Genomic DNA, 15,127 nt, shown 5'->3' with positions numbered 1-15,127 from the left:
TGTGTTTTTTTAAGAACCGATAGTTCTTTCTTTATATGACTATATTAACGCGTTAAAGCCATCATTGCGGCGTTGCTGGATAAATTACTTATCTCTTCCCCCAAAGTGCTACTTCTTTCATAAGCGTAACCCGTTAAGCTCATGAAAAATGCTTACAAGCGCCAAATCTGTAACGCTACTCAATAACGTTAATTAAAAAAGAGTACTCCACATGCGGCTACTTCGTTTGCTGGCGCCTTTGGCGCTGCTGGGACTATCGGTCTGGTTAGTAGCGCAGGCCAGTCTATTAACCTATCTTGCGCTTGTGTGTGCCGGGTTAGCTGGCGCCGGAATGGTCGCCAATACTCAACTAAGCGTGTATTTAGCCAGTCAAAAGCGCCTGGCCCAGCCTATGCGTGGATTCAAACCGCTTAAGGATTATGGCTCGCTACGGGCCATGGCGTATCGGCTGATGCAGCGAGCTAGCAGTACGGCCATCGCATCGGCTGAGGTTTCACACTATGCCGATCTGATGGATCAGCGCCTTGGCAAGCAGGAAACAATGGCCCGGGAGGCGTCCTCCAGCATGGCGGCGATCAATGCCGCTATCTTGCAGGTGAGTACCAGTGCCAGCCAAGTGGCAGCACTTGCCGAAAAAGCCCGTCAATCCAGCCACCATAATCACGCTGAGCTTGCCGATATCGTCAGTGATATGAGTGACGTAGCTGAACGCTCGGACCAGGCGCTTGAGATGTTAACGCTCCTCAACGATAAAATTGAGCGAGTACGTCAAGTCACCTCAATGATTGAGGGTATCGCTGAGCAAACGCATCTGCTGTCACTTAACGCATCCATCGAAGCCGCCCGAGCCGGGGAGCATGGGCGGGGCTTTGCGGTAGTTGCAGGCGAAGTACGCAGCTTGGCATTAAAAACCTCAACCGCAACCCAAAGTGTCGAGACGCTGGTTAAAGATATGCACGAAAGCGGCCAGGATGTTGCCACTACGCTGGGGGCACTAATGATGCGTATCCGCGAGCGCTCCCAGGGTATGAGCCAAGTAGGCGAGGGGCTGGGTACTATTACCCACGAGTTCGATCATGTTCAGCGTGAAATCACCAGCGTCGCTGACGCCATGGAAACGACCAAAGCCCATAGTCAAACCGTGGCCGACAGCCTACGTCAGTTGGAAAGCGATGTAGATGAAGGTAATCGCAATATGCATGACCTGGCGGCGCAGGCGCGGGCTTTGATGGAGGCAGCCGAAGGGGTGGACGGAGAGCTGGCCCAGCAGCGCCTGCAGGGGCGCCATCAGCAGGTATTCAGTGTGGCACGCCAAGCCGCTGATCACATTGGCAGGCTATTTGAGAAAGCTCTCAAAAGCGGTGCGCTTTCAGAGTCAGCGCTATTTCAGCCGGACTACCAAAAAATAACGGGCACTCAGCCGCCGTTGTATCGTACGGCGTTTGATGATTTTACCGATCAAGTGCTACCTGACCTTCAGGAGCCGCTGCTTACAGGGTATGAACTTAGCTACGCGATTGCCTGTGATCGCAACGGCTACGTGCCTACCCATAATGCTGCGGTAAGCCGCGCACCAACGGGGGATAGTGCGCATGACTTAAAATACTGCCGGAGTAAGCGCATCTTCGATGATCCTACCGGCAGTCGGTGCGGCACACATACCCAGCCCTTACTACTACAAACCTATAAACGCGATACGGGTGAGGTGATGCATGACCTTTCCGTACCGATTTTTATTAACGGTAAGCATTGGGGCGGTTTTCGCGTGGGCTACCAGCCGGAGCGTGTTTCTGACAGAGACGAGGTTTCTCTGGCGGTATCACATTCAGGCCAGAATCAGCTAGCTCACAACGGCTTGGCGCGGGCGTGATTGCCAGGATGACCATGAGTAAAGCGCAAGCCCCAGCCAGATCATGATAAAGGTGGCGAGCTGAATCATACCCAGCGGCTCGCCAAAAATGGTTAGCGCGATCAAAAACTGAATGCTGGGGTTGATGTACATCAAAAAGCCCAACGTCGAGAGCCTCAAGCGTCGGGCAGCACCCGCGAACGCCATTAACGGCAGTGCGGTTAATACGCCACTGATAATGAGCAGCCCACTCATGGGCATATCATAAAGAAAGTGCGAATCGCCCTGCCAACTAAGCCAGCTAATCGCTATAAGAGCGAGGGGGAAGAGCAGCAGAGTTTCCACAAATAGGCCCGACAAGCCATCAAGCGGCACCTGCTTGCGAAACAGCCCATAGCTACCAAAACTGAGCGCGAGCATTAGGCTGATCCAGGGCAGCTCACCCAACATCGCAAACTGAATGGCGATGGCAAGGCTTGCTAGCCCCAGAGCAACTAGTTGTAGGCGGGCCATCACTTCACGCAGCACCAGCATGCCTAGGGCGACATTGACCAAAGGTGTCAAGAAATAGCCTAAGCTTGCCTGGAGCACCTGCTTGCTTTCGACGGCATAAATGTAAAGGCCCCAGTTAAAGGCAATCAGCAATGCACAGATCAGCACGCGGCCCAGGCGCTTGGGCTGGCTTAATGCTTGGGTCACGGGTGCCCAGCGCTTTAAAAACGTAATCAAGCCGACCAGGAAAAGGCACGACCATAAAATTCGATGAATAAGAATTTCAAAGGCTGGAATGCCGTCAAACAGCGCGAAAAATAGCGGAAAACATCCCCACATAATGTAGGCAGTTAAGCCAAACGTGACGCCTTTGACTGCCTGGGGATCGCGAGTTGACGTGGAAAGCATAGCAGCCTCATTAACTAAAAATGCTAATCTAGCACATAATTTGAAAAACATACTGGCCGAAAGGAGAAGTGGCATGAGTCAGCTTAAAACGAGCCTTGTTCAGTGCGACCTGCGCTGGGAAGATCCGCAGGCAAACCATGCACATCTAGCTCAGCTGCTAGGCGATTTGGACAGCCGCGACACCGACCTTATTGTCTTGCCTGAAATGTTTGCCACGGGATTTACCATGAATTCCCGTGAAATGGCCCAGCCTATGGCGGAAAGCCAAAGCGTTAACTGGTTGCTGGACCAGGCGAAGGCACGTAACTGCGTGATGACCGGCAGTGTCGCAATTGTCGATGACGGACAGTATTACAACCGAATGGTATGGGCCACCCCAGAAGGCGAGGCTAGCTACTACGATAAGCGGCATCTGTTTCGCATGGCGGGTGAGCACGAACGTTATGGCATGGGTAAAACTCGCCAGATAGTCGAGCTTAAAGGGTTCAAATTACTCTTAAGTGTGTGCTACGACCTGCGTTTCCCCGTTTGGTCGCGCCAACAGCCAGCAGACAATGAGCACTTCGAGTATGATGCGCTACTTTGTGTTGCTAACTGGCCAGCGCCGCGCCGCCAACCCTGGCGAACGCTGCTTCAAGCCCGAGCGGTTGAAAACCTTGCCTATGTCGTCGGGGTCAACCGGGTAGGGGAAGATGCCAAAGGGCTGGCTTACAGTGGTGACTCCATGCTGGTCGATTTTAAGGGCGAACCGCTCATTGACCACCCTGCAAATACACCGTTTATTGAAACGGGAACGCTAGATAAAATGGAATTAGATGCTTTTCGTGAAAAATTTCCTGCCTGGCAAGATGCCGACCGCTTTTCGCTACTGCCAGGAGTGGGTCAATAATGCGCCTTGACCGCTTTCTGAGTGAAACAACCCCGCTAACGCGTAGCTTGGCCAAACGGGCGCTTAAAGATGGTGACGTTACCTTAAATGGCAAACCTATCAAGCAAGCGGCCACCCAGATTGATACCGAGCAAGATGAGGTAACGTTTAATGGCGAAAAGCTCGAACTGGTCGGGCTTCGCTACCTTATGATGCATAAACCCACGGATGTGGAGTGCACCGCCAGGCGGGGTCTTTATCCGCGCGTTATCGACTTGATTGACCTGCCTAAAGTGGAGCGCCTGCAACCAGTAGGGCGGTTGGACGCCGATACCACGGGGCTTTTGTTGCTCACCGACGACGGCCAGTGGTCACACCGGGTTACCTCGCCACGCCATCGCTGCGCGAAGGTGTATATTGCCGAACTTGCTGAACCGGTAGAAGGTAGCGCCGCTAAATGGGCCATTAACCAGGTAGCCGAAGGCATTATGCTTGAAGGTGAGGAGACGCCAACTCAGCCCGCATTGCTACGCTTTCTAACGCCGACCCAAGCCGAGCTGACCATTACCGAAGGGCGCTATCACCAAGTGAAACGCATGTTTGTCGCCCTGGGGAATCATGTGAATGCGCTGCACCGCCAATCGATAGGCGATATAACGTTACCCAATGATTTGGCACCAGGGGAATGGCGTGAGCTAACCGCAGAAGAAATAGCCAGCTTCTAAAGCACGTCATGCGTTCTCGGCGCTATTGCACCAAGCAATAGCGCCGGAACAAACCTCTATAATTTATACCGTTATCTTTGTTTGTTGCCTTGAAATAACACATTCTCCCTCAAACGCTTAAATCGTTAAGCAGGTAGTTGGCGCAAATGGGCGGCCGCAATTAATGCTTGGGTGTACGGGTGCTGGGGCGAGGCGAGAACGTCAAGGCAGGACCCTTGTTCAACCACTTCACCATCTTTTAACACCATAATACGGTGCGCCATGGCGCGTATGACGGCCAGGTCGTGGCTAATAAACAGATAGCTCAGCTGGCGGCGTTCCTGTAGCTGGCGCAGCAGGGTAACTAGCTGCTTTTGCACGGTGCGGTCCAGCGCCGAGGTCGGCTCATCCAGTACTAATAGCTCAGGCTCCAGAATAATCGCCCTGGCCACGGCAATACGCTGGCGCTGCCCGCCGGAAAATTCGTGCGGGTAACGCGCCGCACAGCTTTCCGGTAAGCCCACTTCATGCAGAGTTTGATGCACGCGTTGGGTTACTTCGCTGAGGGGCAAATCAGGGTAATGAAAGCGCAGCCCTTCGCTGACGATATCAAATACCGGCATACGCGGCGAAAGCGCGCCATAAGGGTCCTGGAAGACCATCTGCAAACGATGGCGCTGGCGGCGTAATGCATTGCCCGTCAACTGGCTTAACGGAACATCGCCCAGGTTGATTTCTCCCCGGCTCTGCACAAGGCGCATGATCGCGGAGGCGAGCGTGGTTTTGCCCGAGCCTGATTCACCGACGATGCCCAGCGTTTCACCTGGGGCAATCGTCAAATCCGTTGCCTTGACGGCTTCGAAAGGGGGCGGCTGACGCTTGAATAATCCCGTTTTGGGGCGCTCAAAACTGACTTTTAGCTGGCGCGCGGTGAGTAGTGGCTTGGTGGCGGCAAGTGCCGCAGGCCTGCCTTCAGGTTCTGCCGCTAAAAGCGCTTTGGTGTAGTCGCTTTGCGGGTTGTTAAACACCTCTTCAACCGGCCCTATTTCCTGAATTTTACCGCGATACATGACGCAAACCCGTTCGGCATAACGGCGTACCAGGTTAAGATCGTGGCTAATAAACAGCATACCCATGCCGTGCTGATCACGAAGCTCTTTTAAAAGGGCGAGTATGTCTTGCTGAACGGTAACATCCAGCGCTGTCGTGGGCTCATCGGCGATCAGCAGCGCCGGGTTGTTGGCGATGGCCATGGCAATCATCACCCGCTGGCGCTGGCCGCCGGAAAGCTGGTGTGGCCATGCCTCAAGCAACTCATCAGCGCGGGGCAGTTTGACCTGCTCTAGAAGTTCTTTCGACCGGGTACGTGCTGCCTGCCCGCGAAGCCCCTGATGCAGGCGTAGCGCTTCGCCAATCTGCTTGCCTATACGATGCAGCGGGTTAAGCGAGGTCATGGGCTCTTGAAAGACAAATCCAACACGATTGCCGCGTACCGCATTCCAATCTCGGCGGGTAAGCTTATTAAGGTCTGTCTCCTCAAGCCAGCGCCCACCGCTTACTTCGGCATTACTGGGCAATAAATTGATGGCGCCTAATGCTGAGACTGACTTGCCAGACCCGGATTCACCCACGATAGCCAGGGTTTCACCGGCATTGACGGTAAGCGTTAGGGCATCCACTACCACTGCGCCATCAAAAGCAATGGTCAGGTTGTCGAGGCGAAGCAGTGGTTTAAGCATGGTTAGCTTCCTGCGCGGGTTTAAGACGCGGTTTTACGTGGCGTGGATCAAAGGCATCGCGCAGGCCCTCGCCAATAAACACGAGTAGCGAGAGCATAATGGCCAGCGTCATGAACGCCGTAATCCCAAGCCACGGCGCATGAAGGTTGTTTTTACCTTGGGCGGCAAGCTCACCCAGCGAGGGAGAGCCTGGTGGCAAACCAAAGCCTAGGAAATCCAGCGCAGTCAGCGTACCGATCGCTCCGGTAAAGAGAAAAGGAATAAACGTAAGCGTGGCGACCATGGCATTCGGCAGGACATGGCGCCACATTATCAGGCGTGAAGGCAGCCCCATGGCTTTTGCAGCGCGGATATATTCCAGATTGCGGGCGCGTAAAAATTCCGCGCGGACAATATCGACCAGGCCCAGCCAGGAAAACAGCAGCATAATGCCCAGCAGCCACCAAAAACCCGGCTGCACAAAGCTTGCCAGAATTATCAGCAGAAACAGGACGGGAAGACCCGACCATATTTCGGTTATCCGCTGGCCAATAAGATCCACCTTGCCACCAAAATAACCCTGCACACCGCCTGCCAGTACACCCATTACCAATGAACCTGCCGTTAACACCAGGGCAAAGGCAACCGAGAGCCGAAAGCCATAAATGACGCGGGCCAGTACATCACGGCCTTGATCATCGGTACCCAGCCAGTGGCGGGTATCGGGCGGCGCGGGGGAAGGCTCTGTCATCTGCATATCCAGCGTTTGATAGGAGAACGGGATAAGCGGCCATAGCGCCCAGCCATTCTCGTTAATCTGCTGCTGAATAAAGGGGTCCAGATAATCTGTTCGAGTGGGTAAAAAACCGCCGAACTCGGTTTCTGGATAGTCAACCAGCAGCGGTGCGTACCACTGGCCGTCGTAATGCAGAATGAGCGGCTTGTCGTTGGCGATGAGTTCAGCAAATAAGCTTAAAATAAACAGTACGCCAAATAACCAAAGCGAAATGCGCGCCCGGCGATTGGCCTTGAAAGCCGCAAGCCGACGCAGCGTAATTGGTGAAAGCCGTGAACTGATAGACATCTTCACGACTCCCTTGAAGCGAAGTCGATACGCGGATCTACCCACATATAGGTCAGGTCGGAAATCAGTTTAAGCAGCAATCCAATCACCGTGTATAAAAAAAGCGTGCCAAAAATTACCGGATAATCCCGCTGCATAACGGCCTCAAACCCCAGCAGTCCCAAACCATCGAGTGAGAAAATGACTTCAATCAGCAGCGCGCCGGTAAAGAAAATACCGATCATGGCAGCCGGTAAACCCGCAATGATGATCAGCATGGCGTTGCGAAACACATGGCCATACAGAATGCGCTGCTCGGTGGCTCCTTTGGAGCGCGCCGTCAGTACGTACTGTTTATGAATCTCGTCTAAAAAGCTGTTTTTAGTCAGCATGGTTAGCGTTGCAAAGCTGCCAATGGCCGCCGCCGTCACCGGCAGCGTGATATGCCAGAAGTAGTCTTTTATCTTGCCCCAGGTGGACAGGTCGGCAAAATCCGGTGAGGTTAATCCGCGCAGCGGGAACCAGTCTAAATAGGTGCCGCCTGCGAAAAGCACAATCAGCAGGATCGCAAAAAGAAACCCGGGTATGGCGTAGCCGACGATCACTAGCCCTGAGGTCCACACATCAAACCGTGAGCCGTGTCGTAACGCCTTGCGGATGCCTAGGGGAATGGAAATCAAGTAGACCAGCAGGGTGGTCCATAGCCCTAATGAAACCGATACCGGCAGGCGTTCAATCATCAGGTCGATAACCGGGCGATCACGAAAAAAACTCGTTCCGAAGTCGAAGGTAAGATAATCCGCCATCATGCCAATAAAACGCTCGTGGGCAGGCTTGTCGAACCCAAACTGCTGTTCTAGCTGTTCGATAAACCGGGGGTCAATACCGCGTGCGCCACGCGAGTCATCGCTTACCTGTACATCGGCACCGCCCATGTCCAGGCGCGTGCTGGCCATGGCATTGGCGCCTTCAAAGCGCGCCAACATCTGATCAATCGGCCCACCGGGGGCTGCCTGAACAATCATAAAGTTGAGCAGCATGATCCCCACCAGCGTGGGGATCATTAACAGCAGTCGGCGTAGTGTATAGCGTGCCACAGTGCACTCCGTGAGTCGTGTGACTTGGATATTGTGATTAGTATTTTTTGTGGCCTGGCCAGACTCAACGACGACGCTGCAAGGCAGCTTCGCGGTTGGTGTCGACCCACCAGGCATCTAAATCCATCGCGTACTCTGGGAAAGGCTCTTGGTAGCCGAACTTATCCCATACCGCAATACGCGTTTCGCCGGAGTGATAGTGAGGAATCGTGTAAAATCCCCAGCGCAGCACGCGGTCAAGCGCACGCGTCGCAGTATCCAGTTCTTCCCGGTTCTCCGCGCTAATAATCTCCTCAACTAATGCATCCACTGCCGGGTGAGCAAGCGCCATTCGGTTACGGCTTTGCGGCGCCTCAGCAGCAGCACTGCTCCAGAAGTCACGCTGTTCGTTACCGGGGTTGTTGGATTGGGGGAAATGGCTGATCACGATATCGTAATCGTAATTACGCTGACGATTGAGGTATTGGTTGATATCCACAATTCGCATGGAGGTTTGTACCCCAAGGCGCGCCATGTTTCTAAGCATTGGTTGCACTACACGCTCAAGGCTTGCGTCGTAAAGCATGACCTCTAGGCGTAGAGGCTCTCCTGTCTGCTCATTAACCAATACGCCGTCTTCAACTTGGTAGCCCGCTTCATGAAGTAGTTCAAGTGCCCGGCGCAGCCGTTCACGAATCTCGGCCGGTTGATCAATAGGCAGTGAGTCGGTAAATAGCCTGTCTGAGTGATGAGATGCTAAAAGCTCTTCGCGGAAAGGTTCCAGCAGGGCAAGCTCCGCTTCTGACGGAGGGCCAGCGGCTTCCATTTCTGAGTTCTGAAAATAGCTCTCGGTGCGCTGGTAGGCATGGTAAAAAATATTGGTATTCAGCCAGGGAAAATCGAAGGTCAGGCTAAGCGCTTCGCGAACTCGCGGGTCTTGAAACTTTTCTTTGCGTAGGTTGAAAACAAACGCCTGCATCAATGAAGGGTTTACATCAGGTACCGTAATGCGTTTAACCAGCCCTTCGCGATACGCCGGAAAATCGTAGCCAATCGCCCAGGTGGCCGCTCGCGCATCAATTCTAAAATCTGTCAGGCCCGCCTTGAAGGCTTCCCAGGCGATATCCCTGTCACGATAGTAATCGTAAATCACCCGATCAATATTGTAGCGGCCAACGTTAACCGGCAGATCCTTGCCCCAATAGTCTTCATCACGCTGATAAACGATGCGCCGCCCAGGGTCGACCTCGCTAATACGATAGGGGCCGGAGCCTGGATGTGCAGTAAGCGTGGGCGCGGTGAAATCGTGCGATTCCCAATAGTGGCGGGGCAGGATGGGAAGTTGGGTAACGATTAACGGTAATTCACGAGACTCTGTGCTCGAAAACTCAAAACGAACCTGATGCTCGTTTAGCGCAACGACTTGCTCAACGTCGGCATAATAACTGGCGTAAAACGGATTGCCTTTCTCACGCAGCAGGTTAAAGCTAAATACGACATCATAAGCTGTGACGGGCTCGCCATCCTGAAAGCGTGCTTCTGGTCGCAGATCAAATTCCATCCATTCACGGTTCGGGTCCAGGCGCACGCCTTCGGCTAGCAAGCCATAAAGGCTGAATGGCTCACCCGGATTACTCACCATCAGGGTATCGTAGATCTGCGATATGCCGGTGGCGGGCGTACCGCGAATAATGAACGGATTGGTAGAGTCAAAGCTGCTGCCCACGGCGGTGTGGGTGATGGTGCCGCCTTTAGGCGCCTGTGGATTGACGTGGGGAAAGTAGGCAAAATCTGCCGGAAGCTCAGGGCTATCATAAAGCGATAAGCCATGCATGGTTTCAATGGGCGCGGTGTTTGACGGCAATACATCTGCGGCCGTTACTCCGTCTGCTGTCATGGCCTCCCATTGGGAGTCAGCCTGTGTATCGAGAGCAGAGGCTGACAGGCTCAACAGCAAACAGTTGACGATTAAAAACGTCTTTACAAACAGAACACCACGCGGCATTGGTTACGTCCCATGTGATCAGCGTTTTTTTAACTCAACGTCCTGAAAGGGTCAGGAGCTGGCCTGGTCGTATGGCCTCGGGGCGGTCGAGGGCATTCCAGCGTATTAAGTCATTCTGATTTACATTGTAGCGGCTGGCAATGGCTGACAGATTGTCCCCACTTTCAACGCGGTGAATATCCGGCGTTTGGGTAGAGGCAAGCTCTGTAGACGTAGTGGGCGAAAGCTGAGCTAATACCTGAGTATCGACTTCTTCAGGAACCAGCAGCGTTTGTACGTTGCGTGGGTCGATACTGCCGTTTAGCAGACCAGGGTTTAGCTCGGCTAGCGCCGTCTGGCTGACATCTAAAAGCTGTGATGCCTGAGCAATGCTTAGCGGTTGTTCCAGCTGAACTTTGGCGAACGCGGGATCCAGATTAATGTCTGGCAAGGCCACGTTGAATTGCTCGGGGTTGTTGATGATAGTGGCGATGGCTTTGAGCTTGGGGATGTACTGCATGGTTTCATGCGGCAGTGAAAGATCCCAGTAATCGCCTGTCGACCCCTGGCTTTGTGCATTACGTTGTGCGCGATTCACAGTGCCAGCACCGGCGTTATAAGCGGCTAACGAAAGCATAATGTCGCCGTGATACCACTCATCGGCCTGCATTTCCAGGTAGTCCAGCGCGGCCGCGGTGGACGTGATAACGTCTAATCGTCCATCGTAGTTACCGTTACGCACTAGTCCTAACGCATCGCCCGTACCCGGCATAAACTGCCACAGCCCGGCGGCACCGCGGTGGCTTTTGGCGCTGGGATCAAAAGAGCTTTCCACGAAAGGAATTAACGCTATTTCACCAGGCAGACCGCGTTCACTTACCTGCTGAGTGATCCAGGCAAGCCAGGGGGTGGCGCGTTCGGTAATGGTGGCAATATTTTGTGGGCTTGAACGGTAGTACTCGATCCATTCGTCAACCCGTGCCTGGGCGTCGGTGGGCAGGGTTAAGTCCTGCCATTGAAAGCTTTCGCGTAATTTTGTCCAGGCATCCTGCGGTTCCAGCGTTAAGGCTTCCCAAAAATGGCTGTGAAACGAGGTGGGCTGCACTGTTACGGGGGTGCCGACGTCGTCAGATGCCGTGGGCGTATAGGAAGTATTATACGCGGGGGTTGATGCTTGTGAGTTTGCTGCAGCGGCCAGTAATAGGCCCATAACTAGCGTACTGCCAGCGCTTAGCATTAAGCGCTGGCGAATCGTTCGATAGGTCATAGTGTCATTCGTTTGGTTTCGATAGCATTCTTAAAATCGGTTCTTCCACTCACGCAGAGTGGTGAACGTCGCGAGGTCGTTATCATTAGCACCCTGTTCACCTGCCGCATTGCGCACGCTGGGTGTGCTTACACGCAGGTAGGGATTAATTTTCAGCTCGCGTCCTATCGTGCTGGGTAAGGTGGGGCGGTCTAACGCCCTGGCCTTTTCGCATTCCTTTAAGGCGTATGTCACGTTGTCATTCTCTGGGTCAGCTGCTTGGGCAAAGACAAGATTTGCCTGCGTATATTCATGAGCAGCAAAGACCAGCGTATCTTCAGGTAGTTCCGCTAATTTGTTCAACGAGGTCTGCATTTGTTCAGGCGAGCCTTCAAACAAGCGGCCGCAGCCCGCGCAAAACAGGGTATCGCCGCAAAACAGCAGCGCCGGTATGCCCGGCGTATAGAAACTTATGTGGTCAAGCGTATGGCCTGGCGTCGCCATGACTTCAAACAGGCGGCCCATAATGCGTATTTGGTCGCCCTCACCCACGGTTTGGCTAATGCCCTTGATCGTTGGGTTCTCGGGACCAATCACGTGAGGAGAGTAACGCTTGATTAACTTGGCCAGTCCACCGGTATGATCGTGGTGGTGATGGGTAATAAGGATGGTATCCAGCGTCAGTGATTCGCGCTCTAAGAGTTCAATGACAGGATCAGCGTCACCTGGATCCACCACGCAAACACTTTGACTGGTATCTTGTCTTAATAGCCAAATATAGTTGTCGCTAAGGGCGGGAATCGGTGTCACGCTCATCATGGGCGAGATCCTTTTAGGGTTGCAAACCTGCTGTTAAGTACGTTGAAAAGACGCAGAGATGTGGTTAAAAAGCCGTTACTTTGGAGGGAAGCGCTGTTCATGTCAAATTCGACAAGGGCCACTACAATCGCCAAGCGCTTGATAAGTAGCCAGCCTTACTGGCAAACCGATGCCGGCCGCTCGCTTTGGGACATGCAGCGGGCCTGCCTGGGACCGGTGGTTGAAAGCCGGGCTGGGCGGCATAGTTTAGAGATGAGTATGGGGCCTGACCTAATGACCATGTCAGCGATCCCGCATGCCATTCGTTGGGCGCCAACCTATGAACTGGCAACCAGCCCGTCGACGCTAGTTTGCCCCTCTGACCATCTAGCGCTGCCTGATCGCTGCATGGATGTAGTGATCATTCATCATTGGCTAGAGCATCTGGACGATGCCCACCACACGTTACAGGAGGCGGCGCGGGTAACCGCCGACAACGGCATACTGGTGCTGTTTGGCTTCAACCCAATGGGGATCAACGGCTTGACGCGCCGATGGCGCAAGCGTCGCCCGTCATTCCCCTGGAACGGTGAGCGGCATAAGCCTGGCCGACTACGCGACTGGTTGGCGTTTGTCGATTTTGAGGTCGAGCGCGTAGACTATTGCTGTTTTAGAGGCTTGATGAAGTCGTCTTGTCGTGAAGGGTGGGAGGCAATGGGGCGTCGGCACAACCTGCCGTGGGGGGAGAGCTATATGATTAAGGCGCAGCGACGTCAGCAATCGGCTCACGTTAAGCGGGTAAAATTTACCCTGCCAAGCCCGGTTTCCTCCTCATCGCTGGGTGCTACACGCAGCGGCAAACCGTCGCACTGCCAGTCTCATCAAGACATATTGAGCCAACGCCAGCCAATAAAGGATAGATAGAGTGAGTAATCAAGCGGCCGAGCGCCTACCACAGGTCACGGTATATACCGATGGTGCGTGCCGAGGTAATCCAGGTCCGGGTGGATGGGGCGTCATTCTTTTTAGTGGCGAGCATGAGAAAACCCTAAAGGGCTATGAAGCTGACACCACTAATAACCGCATGGAATTAATGGCCGCGATCATGGCGTTACGTACCCTTAACCAACCGTGTGAAGTAGCCTTATGGACGGATTCCCAATATGTCCGTCAGGGAATTACCCAGTGGATACATAACTGGGTAAAGCGGGGTTGGAAAACGGCTGCCAAGCAGCCCGTTAAAAACGCCGAGCTGTGGAAAGAACTGCATGAAGAGACCCATCGCCACACGATTGAGTGGCACTGGGTAAAAGGTCACAGTGGCCATCCAGGTAATGAGCGTGCCGATGAGCTCGCTAATGAAGCAATCGATGAGCAACATCAGAGGAGAGCGTGATGCGCCAAATAATCATGGATACCGAGACCACTGGTATCGATCCCAAAGATGGCCATCGCATTGTCGAGATTGGCGCCGTAGAAATGATCAACCGGCGTTTTACCGGGCGTACCTACCATCAATATATTAATCCTGAACGCCACATTGACGCCGAAGTCGTCGCGATTCACGGGATCGATGATGCAAAGGTCGCCAACGAGCCGGTGTTTGCCCAGATTGCCGACGAGTTCTGGGCCTTTATCGAAGGGGCGGAACTGGTAATTCATAACGCGCCGTTCGATGTGGGCTTTATGGATCACGAGTTTGGCAGGCTTAACCAGCAGCGCGGCGGCACGCCGTTAGGGCCCGTTCGTCAGTATTGCCGCGTGCTGGATACGCTCACCATGGCGCGGGAGCTTCACCCCGGCCAGCGTAATAGCCTGGATGCGCTATGTAAGCGCTACGATATCGATAACGGCCACCGCGTACTTCACGGGGCTTTGCTTGACTCCGAGATTCTAGCCGACGTTTATCTGGCCATGACCGGTGGTCAAACGGCATTAACACTGGACTCGGAAGCTTCTTCGAATGAACAGCAGGCTAACCCGTCAAGCGAGGGTCTTTCGGTTCAACGCTTGAGCCTTAGCCCAGGGCAGCTGCGCGTGGTGCGGCCTACCGCTGAAGAGCACGCGGCCCACCAGGCTAAATGTCAGGCTCATAATCTCAATTGGTTTGAGGAAAGTGGTCACAATGCTTAGGCGTGAAATTCCACATGATGCACGCGAAGGGCGGGTCGTTTACGTTTCGCGAAGCCATTTGGCGCCCGCTCCATTAGCGGGTGATCAGATGCTGACCCCGCTACAGCCCTTACAGCCGTGGACGGAGCAGATGCAACCACTGTGCTACTGGGATGATGAGCCGGTGGCGCTGTTGATTGAAAAAGAGCCCGGCGCTGACTGGATTGATGGGCGGCAATGGATGGCAGAGCTACCTGCTTCCTGGTTTAGTCTGCTTTCTACGGCTTTGCAGGTGGGCGCCTGGTTTGAAAACCATCGCTTCTGTGGGCGCTGCGGCGCACAGGCTACCAAGCTTGCCGCTGAGTTTGCCATGCACTGCCATGCTTGCGGGCATCGCAACTATCCGCGCATCTCGCCGTGCATTATTACCCTGGTAACCAGCGGTGAAGCGATGCTGTTGGCCCGCAGCCCGCGCTTTGCTCCCGGGCGCTATTCGACACTGGCGGGGTTTATTGAACCGGGTGAATCAGCCGAGGAGGCCGTTCATCGTGAAGTGTTTGAAGAGGTGGGCGTGCACGTTGATCAGCTGCGCTACTATCAAAGCCAGGCATGGCCGTTTCCGCACTCACTGATGTTTGGTTTTTTTGCGGAGGCGACTACCCGGCGTATTCAGATCGATGGCGTTGAGATTAGCGATGCGGCCTGGTTTTCACCGCGGCAGCTACCGTCACTGCCGCCGCCGTATTCAATTTCGCGTGAATTAATTGAAACGCATTTAGCGCGCTGGCGCTAATCGCCACGCTATGAGG

The 15,127-nt window shown here is 54.0% G+C and carries 14 protein-coding genes; 7 read left to right on the top strand and 7 right to left on the bottom strand.

Translation table 11 applies throughout. The annotated features are described in order from the left end of the window. Window positions 1-211 precede the first annotated feature (211 nt). Window positions 212-1,870: a methyl-accepting chemotaxis protein gene (locus D467_RS0103960; protein ID WP_018916215.1), complete on the top strand. Its 1,659-nt coding sequence runs from the start codon at window positions 212-214 to the stop codon at window positions 1,868-1,870. Here the strand turns inward: D467_RS0103960 and rarD are convergent. Beyond that, the gene (gene rarD / locus D467_RS0103955; RefSeq protein ID WP_018916214.1) at window positions 1,841-2,749 is read right to left on the bottom strand and encodes an EamA family transporter RarD; all 909 of its coding nucleotides are present in this window, start codon (window positions 2,747-2,749) and stop codon (window positions 1,841-1,843) included. The genes D467_RS0103960 and rarD overlap by 30 nt on opposite strands. 73 nt (window positions 2,750-2,822) lie before the next feature. On the opposite strand from rarD, the gene D467_RS0103950 reads away from it, so the two are divergent. Both D467_RS0103950 and D467_RS0103945 read left to right on the top strand, forming a co-directional pair. Continuing rightward, the gene (locus D467_RS0103950) at window positions 2,823-3,638 is read left to right on the top strand and encodes an amidohydrolase (RefSeq protein WP_018916213.1); all 816 of its coding nucleotides are present in this window, start codon (window positions 2,823-2,825) and stop codon (window positions 3,636-3,638) included. Continuing rightward, a complete protein-coding gene (locus D467_RS0103945) occupies window positions 3,638-4,342 on the top strand; it encodes a pseudouridine synthase (RefSeq protein ID WP_018916212.1) in 705 nt (234 codons plus the stop codon). The genes D467_RS0103950 and D467_RS0103945 overlap by 1 nt, the downstream gene beginning before the upstream one ends. A gap of 125 nt (window positions 4,343-4,467) precedes the next feature. Here D467_RS0103945 and D467_RS0103940 read toward each other — a convergent pair whose 3' ends face one another. From D467_RS0103940 to gloB, 6 genes are all read right to left on the bottom strand, one after another. Continuing rightward, a complete protein-coding gene (locus D467_RS0103940; protein ID WP_018916211.1) occupies window positions 4,468-6,060 on the bottom strand; it encodes an ABC transporter ATP-binding protein in 1,593 nt (530 codons plus the stop codon). Next, the gene (locus tag D467_RS0103935) at window positions 6,053-7,123 is read right to left on the bottom strand and encodes an ABC transporter permease (protein ID WP_018916210.1); all 1,071 of its coding nucleotides are present in this window, start codon (window positions 7,121-7,123) and stop codon (window positions 6,053-6,055) included. Before D467_RS0103935 ends, D467_RS0103940 begins: the two co-directional genes overlap by 8 nt. Before the next feature lie 2 nt (window positions 7,124-7,125). Then, window positions 7,126-8,199 carry a microcin C ABC transporter permease YejB gene (locus D467_RS0103930; protein ID WP_018916209.1) on the bottom strand — a complete coding sequence of 358 codons (1,074 nt, stop codon included), beginning with the start codon at window positions 8,197-8,199 and terminating at the stop codon, window positions 7,126-7,128. Window positions 8,200-8,263: 64 nt separating this feature from the next. Then, the gene (locus tag D467_RS0103925) at window positions 8,264-10,075 is read right to left on the bottom strand and encodes an extracellular solute-binding protein (RefSeq protein ID WP_371827758.1); all 1,812 of its coding nucleotides are present in this window, start codon (window positions 10,073-10,075) and stop codon (window positions 8,264-8,266) included. Window positions 10,076-10,217: 142 nt separating this feature from the next. After that, complete coding sequence (locus D467_RS0103920; protein ID WP_018916207.1) at window positions 10,218-11,429, bottom strand: transglycosylase SLT domain-containing protein; 1,212 nt, start codon at window positions 11,427-11,429, stop codon at window positions 10,218-10,220. 30 nt (window positions 11,430-11,459) lie between these two features. Beyond that, window positions 11,460-12,227, bottom strand: coding sequence for a hydroxyacylglutathione hydrolase (gene gloB / locus D467_RS0103915; RefSeq protein WP_018916206.1), 768 nt, complete (start codon window positions 12,225-12,227; stop codon window positions 11,460-11,462). Window positions 12,228-12,326: 99 nt separating this feature from the next. Between gloB and D467_RS0103910 the strand changes: the two genes are divergently transcribed. The 4 genes from D467_RS0103910 to nudC are packed head-to-tail and all read left to right on the top strand — an operon-like array spanning window position 12,327 to window position 15,111. Next, window positions 12,327-13,130 (top strand): class I SAM-dependent methyltransferase, encoded by an 804-nt coding sequence (locus D467_RS0103910; RefSeq protein ID WP_018916205.1) that lies wholly within the window; start codon window positions 12,327-12,329, stop codon window positions 13,128-13,130. A 1-nt stretch (window position 13,131) separates the two neighbouring features. Beyond that, window positions 13,132-13,602 carry a ribonuclease HI gene (gene rnhA / locus D467_RS0103905; RefSeq protein ID WP_018916204.1) on the top strand — a complete coding sequence of 157 codons (471 nt, stop codon included), beginning with the start codon at window positions 13,132-13,134 and terminating at the stop codon, window positions 13,600-13,602. After that, window positions 13,602-14,339, top strand: coding sequence for a DNA polymerase III subunit epsilon (gene dnaQ / locus D467_RS0103900; protein WP_018916203.1), 738 nt, complete (start codon window positions 13,602-13,604; stop codon window positions 14,337-14,339). The genes rnhA and dnaQ overlap by 1 nt, the downstream gene beginning before the upstream one ends. Next, complete coding sequence (gene nudC / locus D467_RS0103895) at window positions 14,332-15,111, top strand: NAD(+) diphosphatase (RefSeq protein WP_018916202.1); 780 nt, start codon at window positions 14,332-14,334, stop codon at window positions 15,109-15,111. Before dnaQ ends, nudC begins: the two co-directional genes overlap by 8 nt. Window positions 15,112-15,127 lie beyond the last annotated feature (16 nt).

It is taken from the genome of Vreelandella zhanjiangensis DSM 21076, assembly GCF_000377665.1.
GTDB classification, from domain to species: Bacteria; Pseudomonadota; Gammaproteobacteria; order Pseudomonadales; family Halomonadaceae; genus Vreelandella; species Vreelandella zhanjiangensis.
Note: the sequence above shows the minus strand (reverse complement) of the source record. Positions and strands in the feature narration are given on the sequence as shown.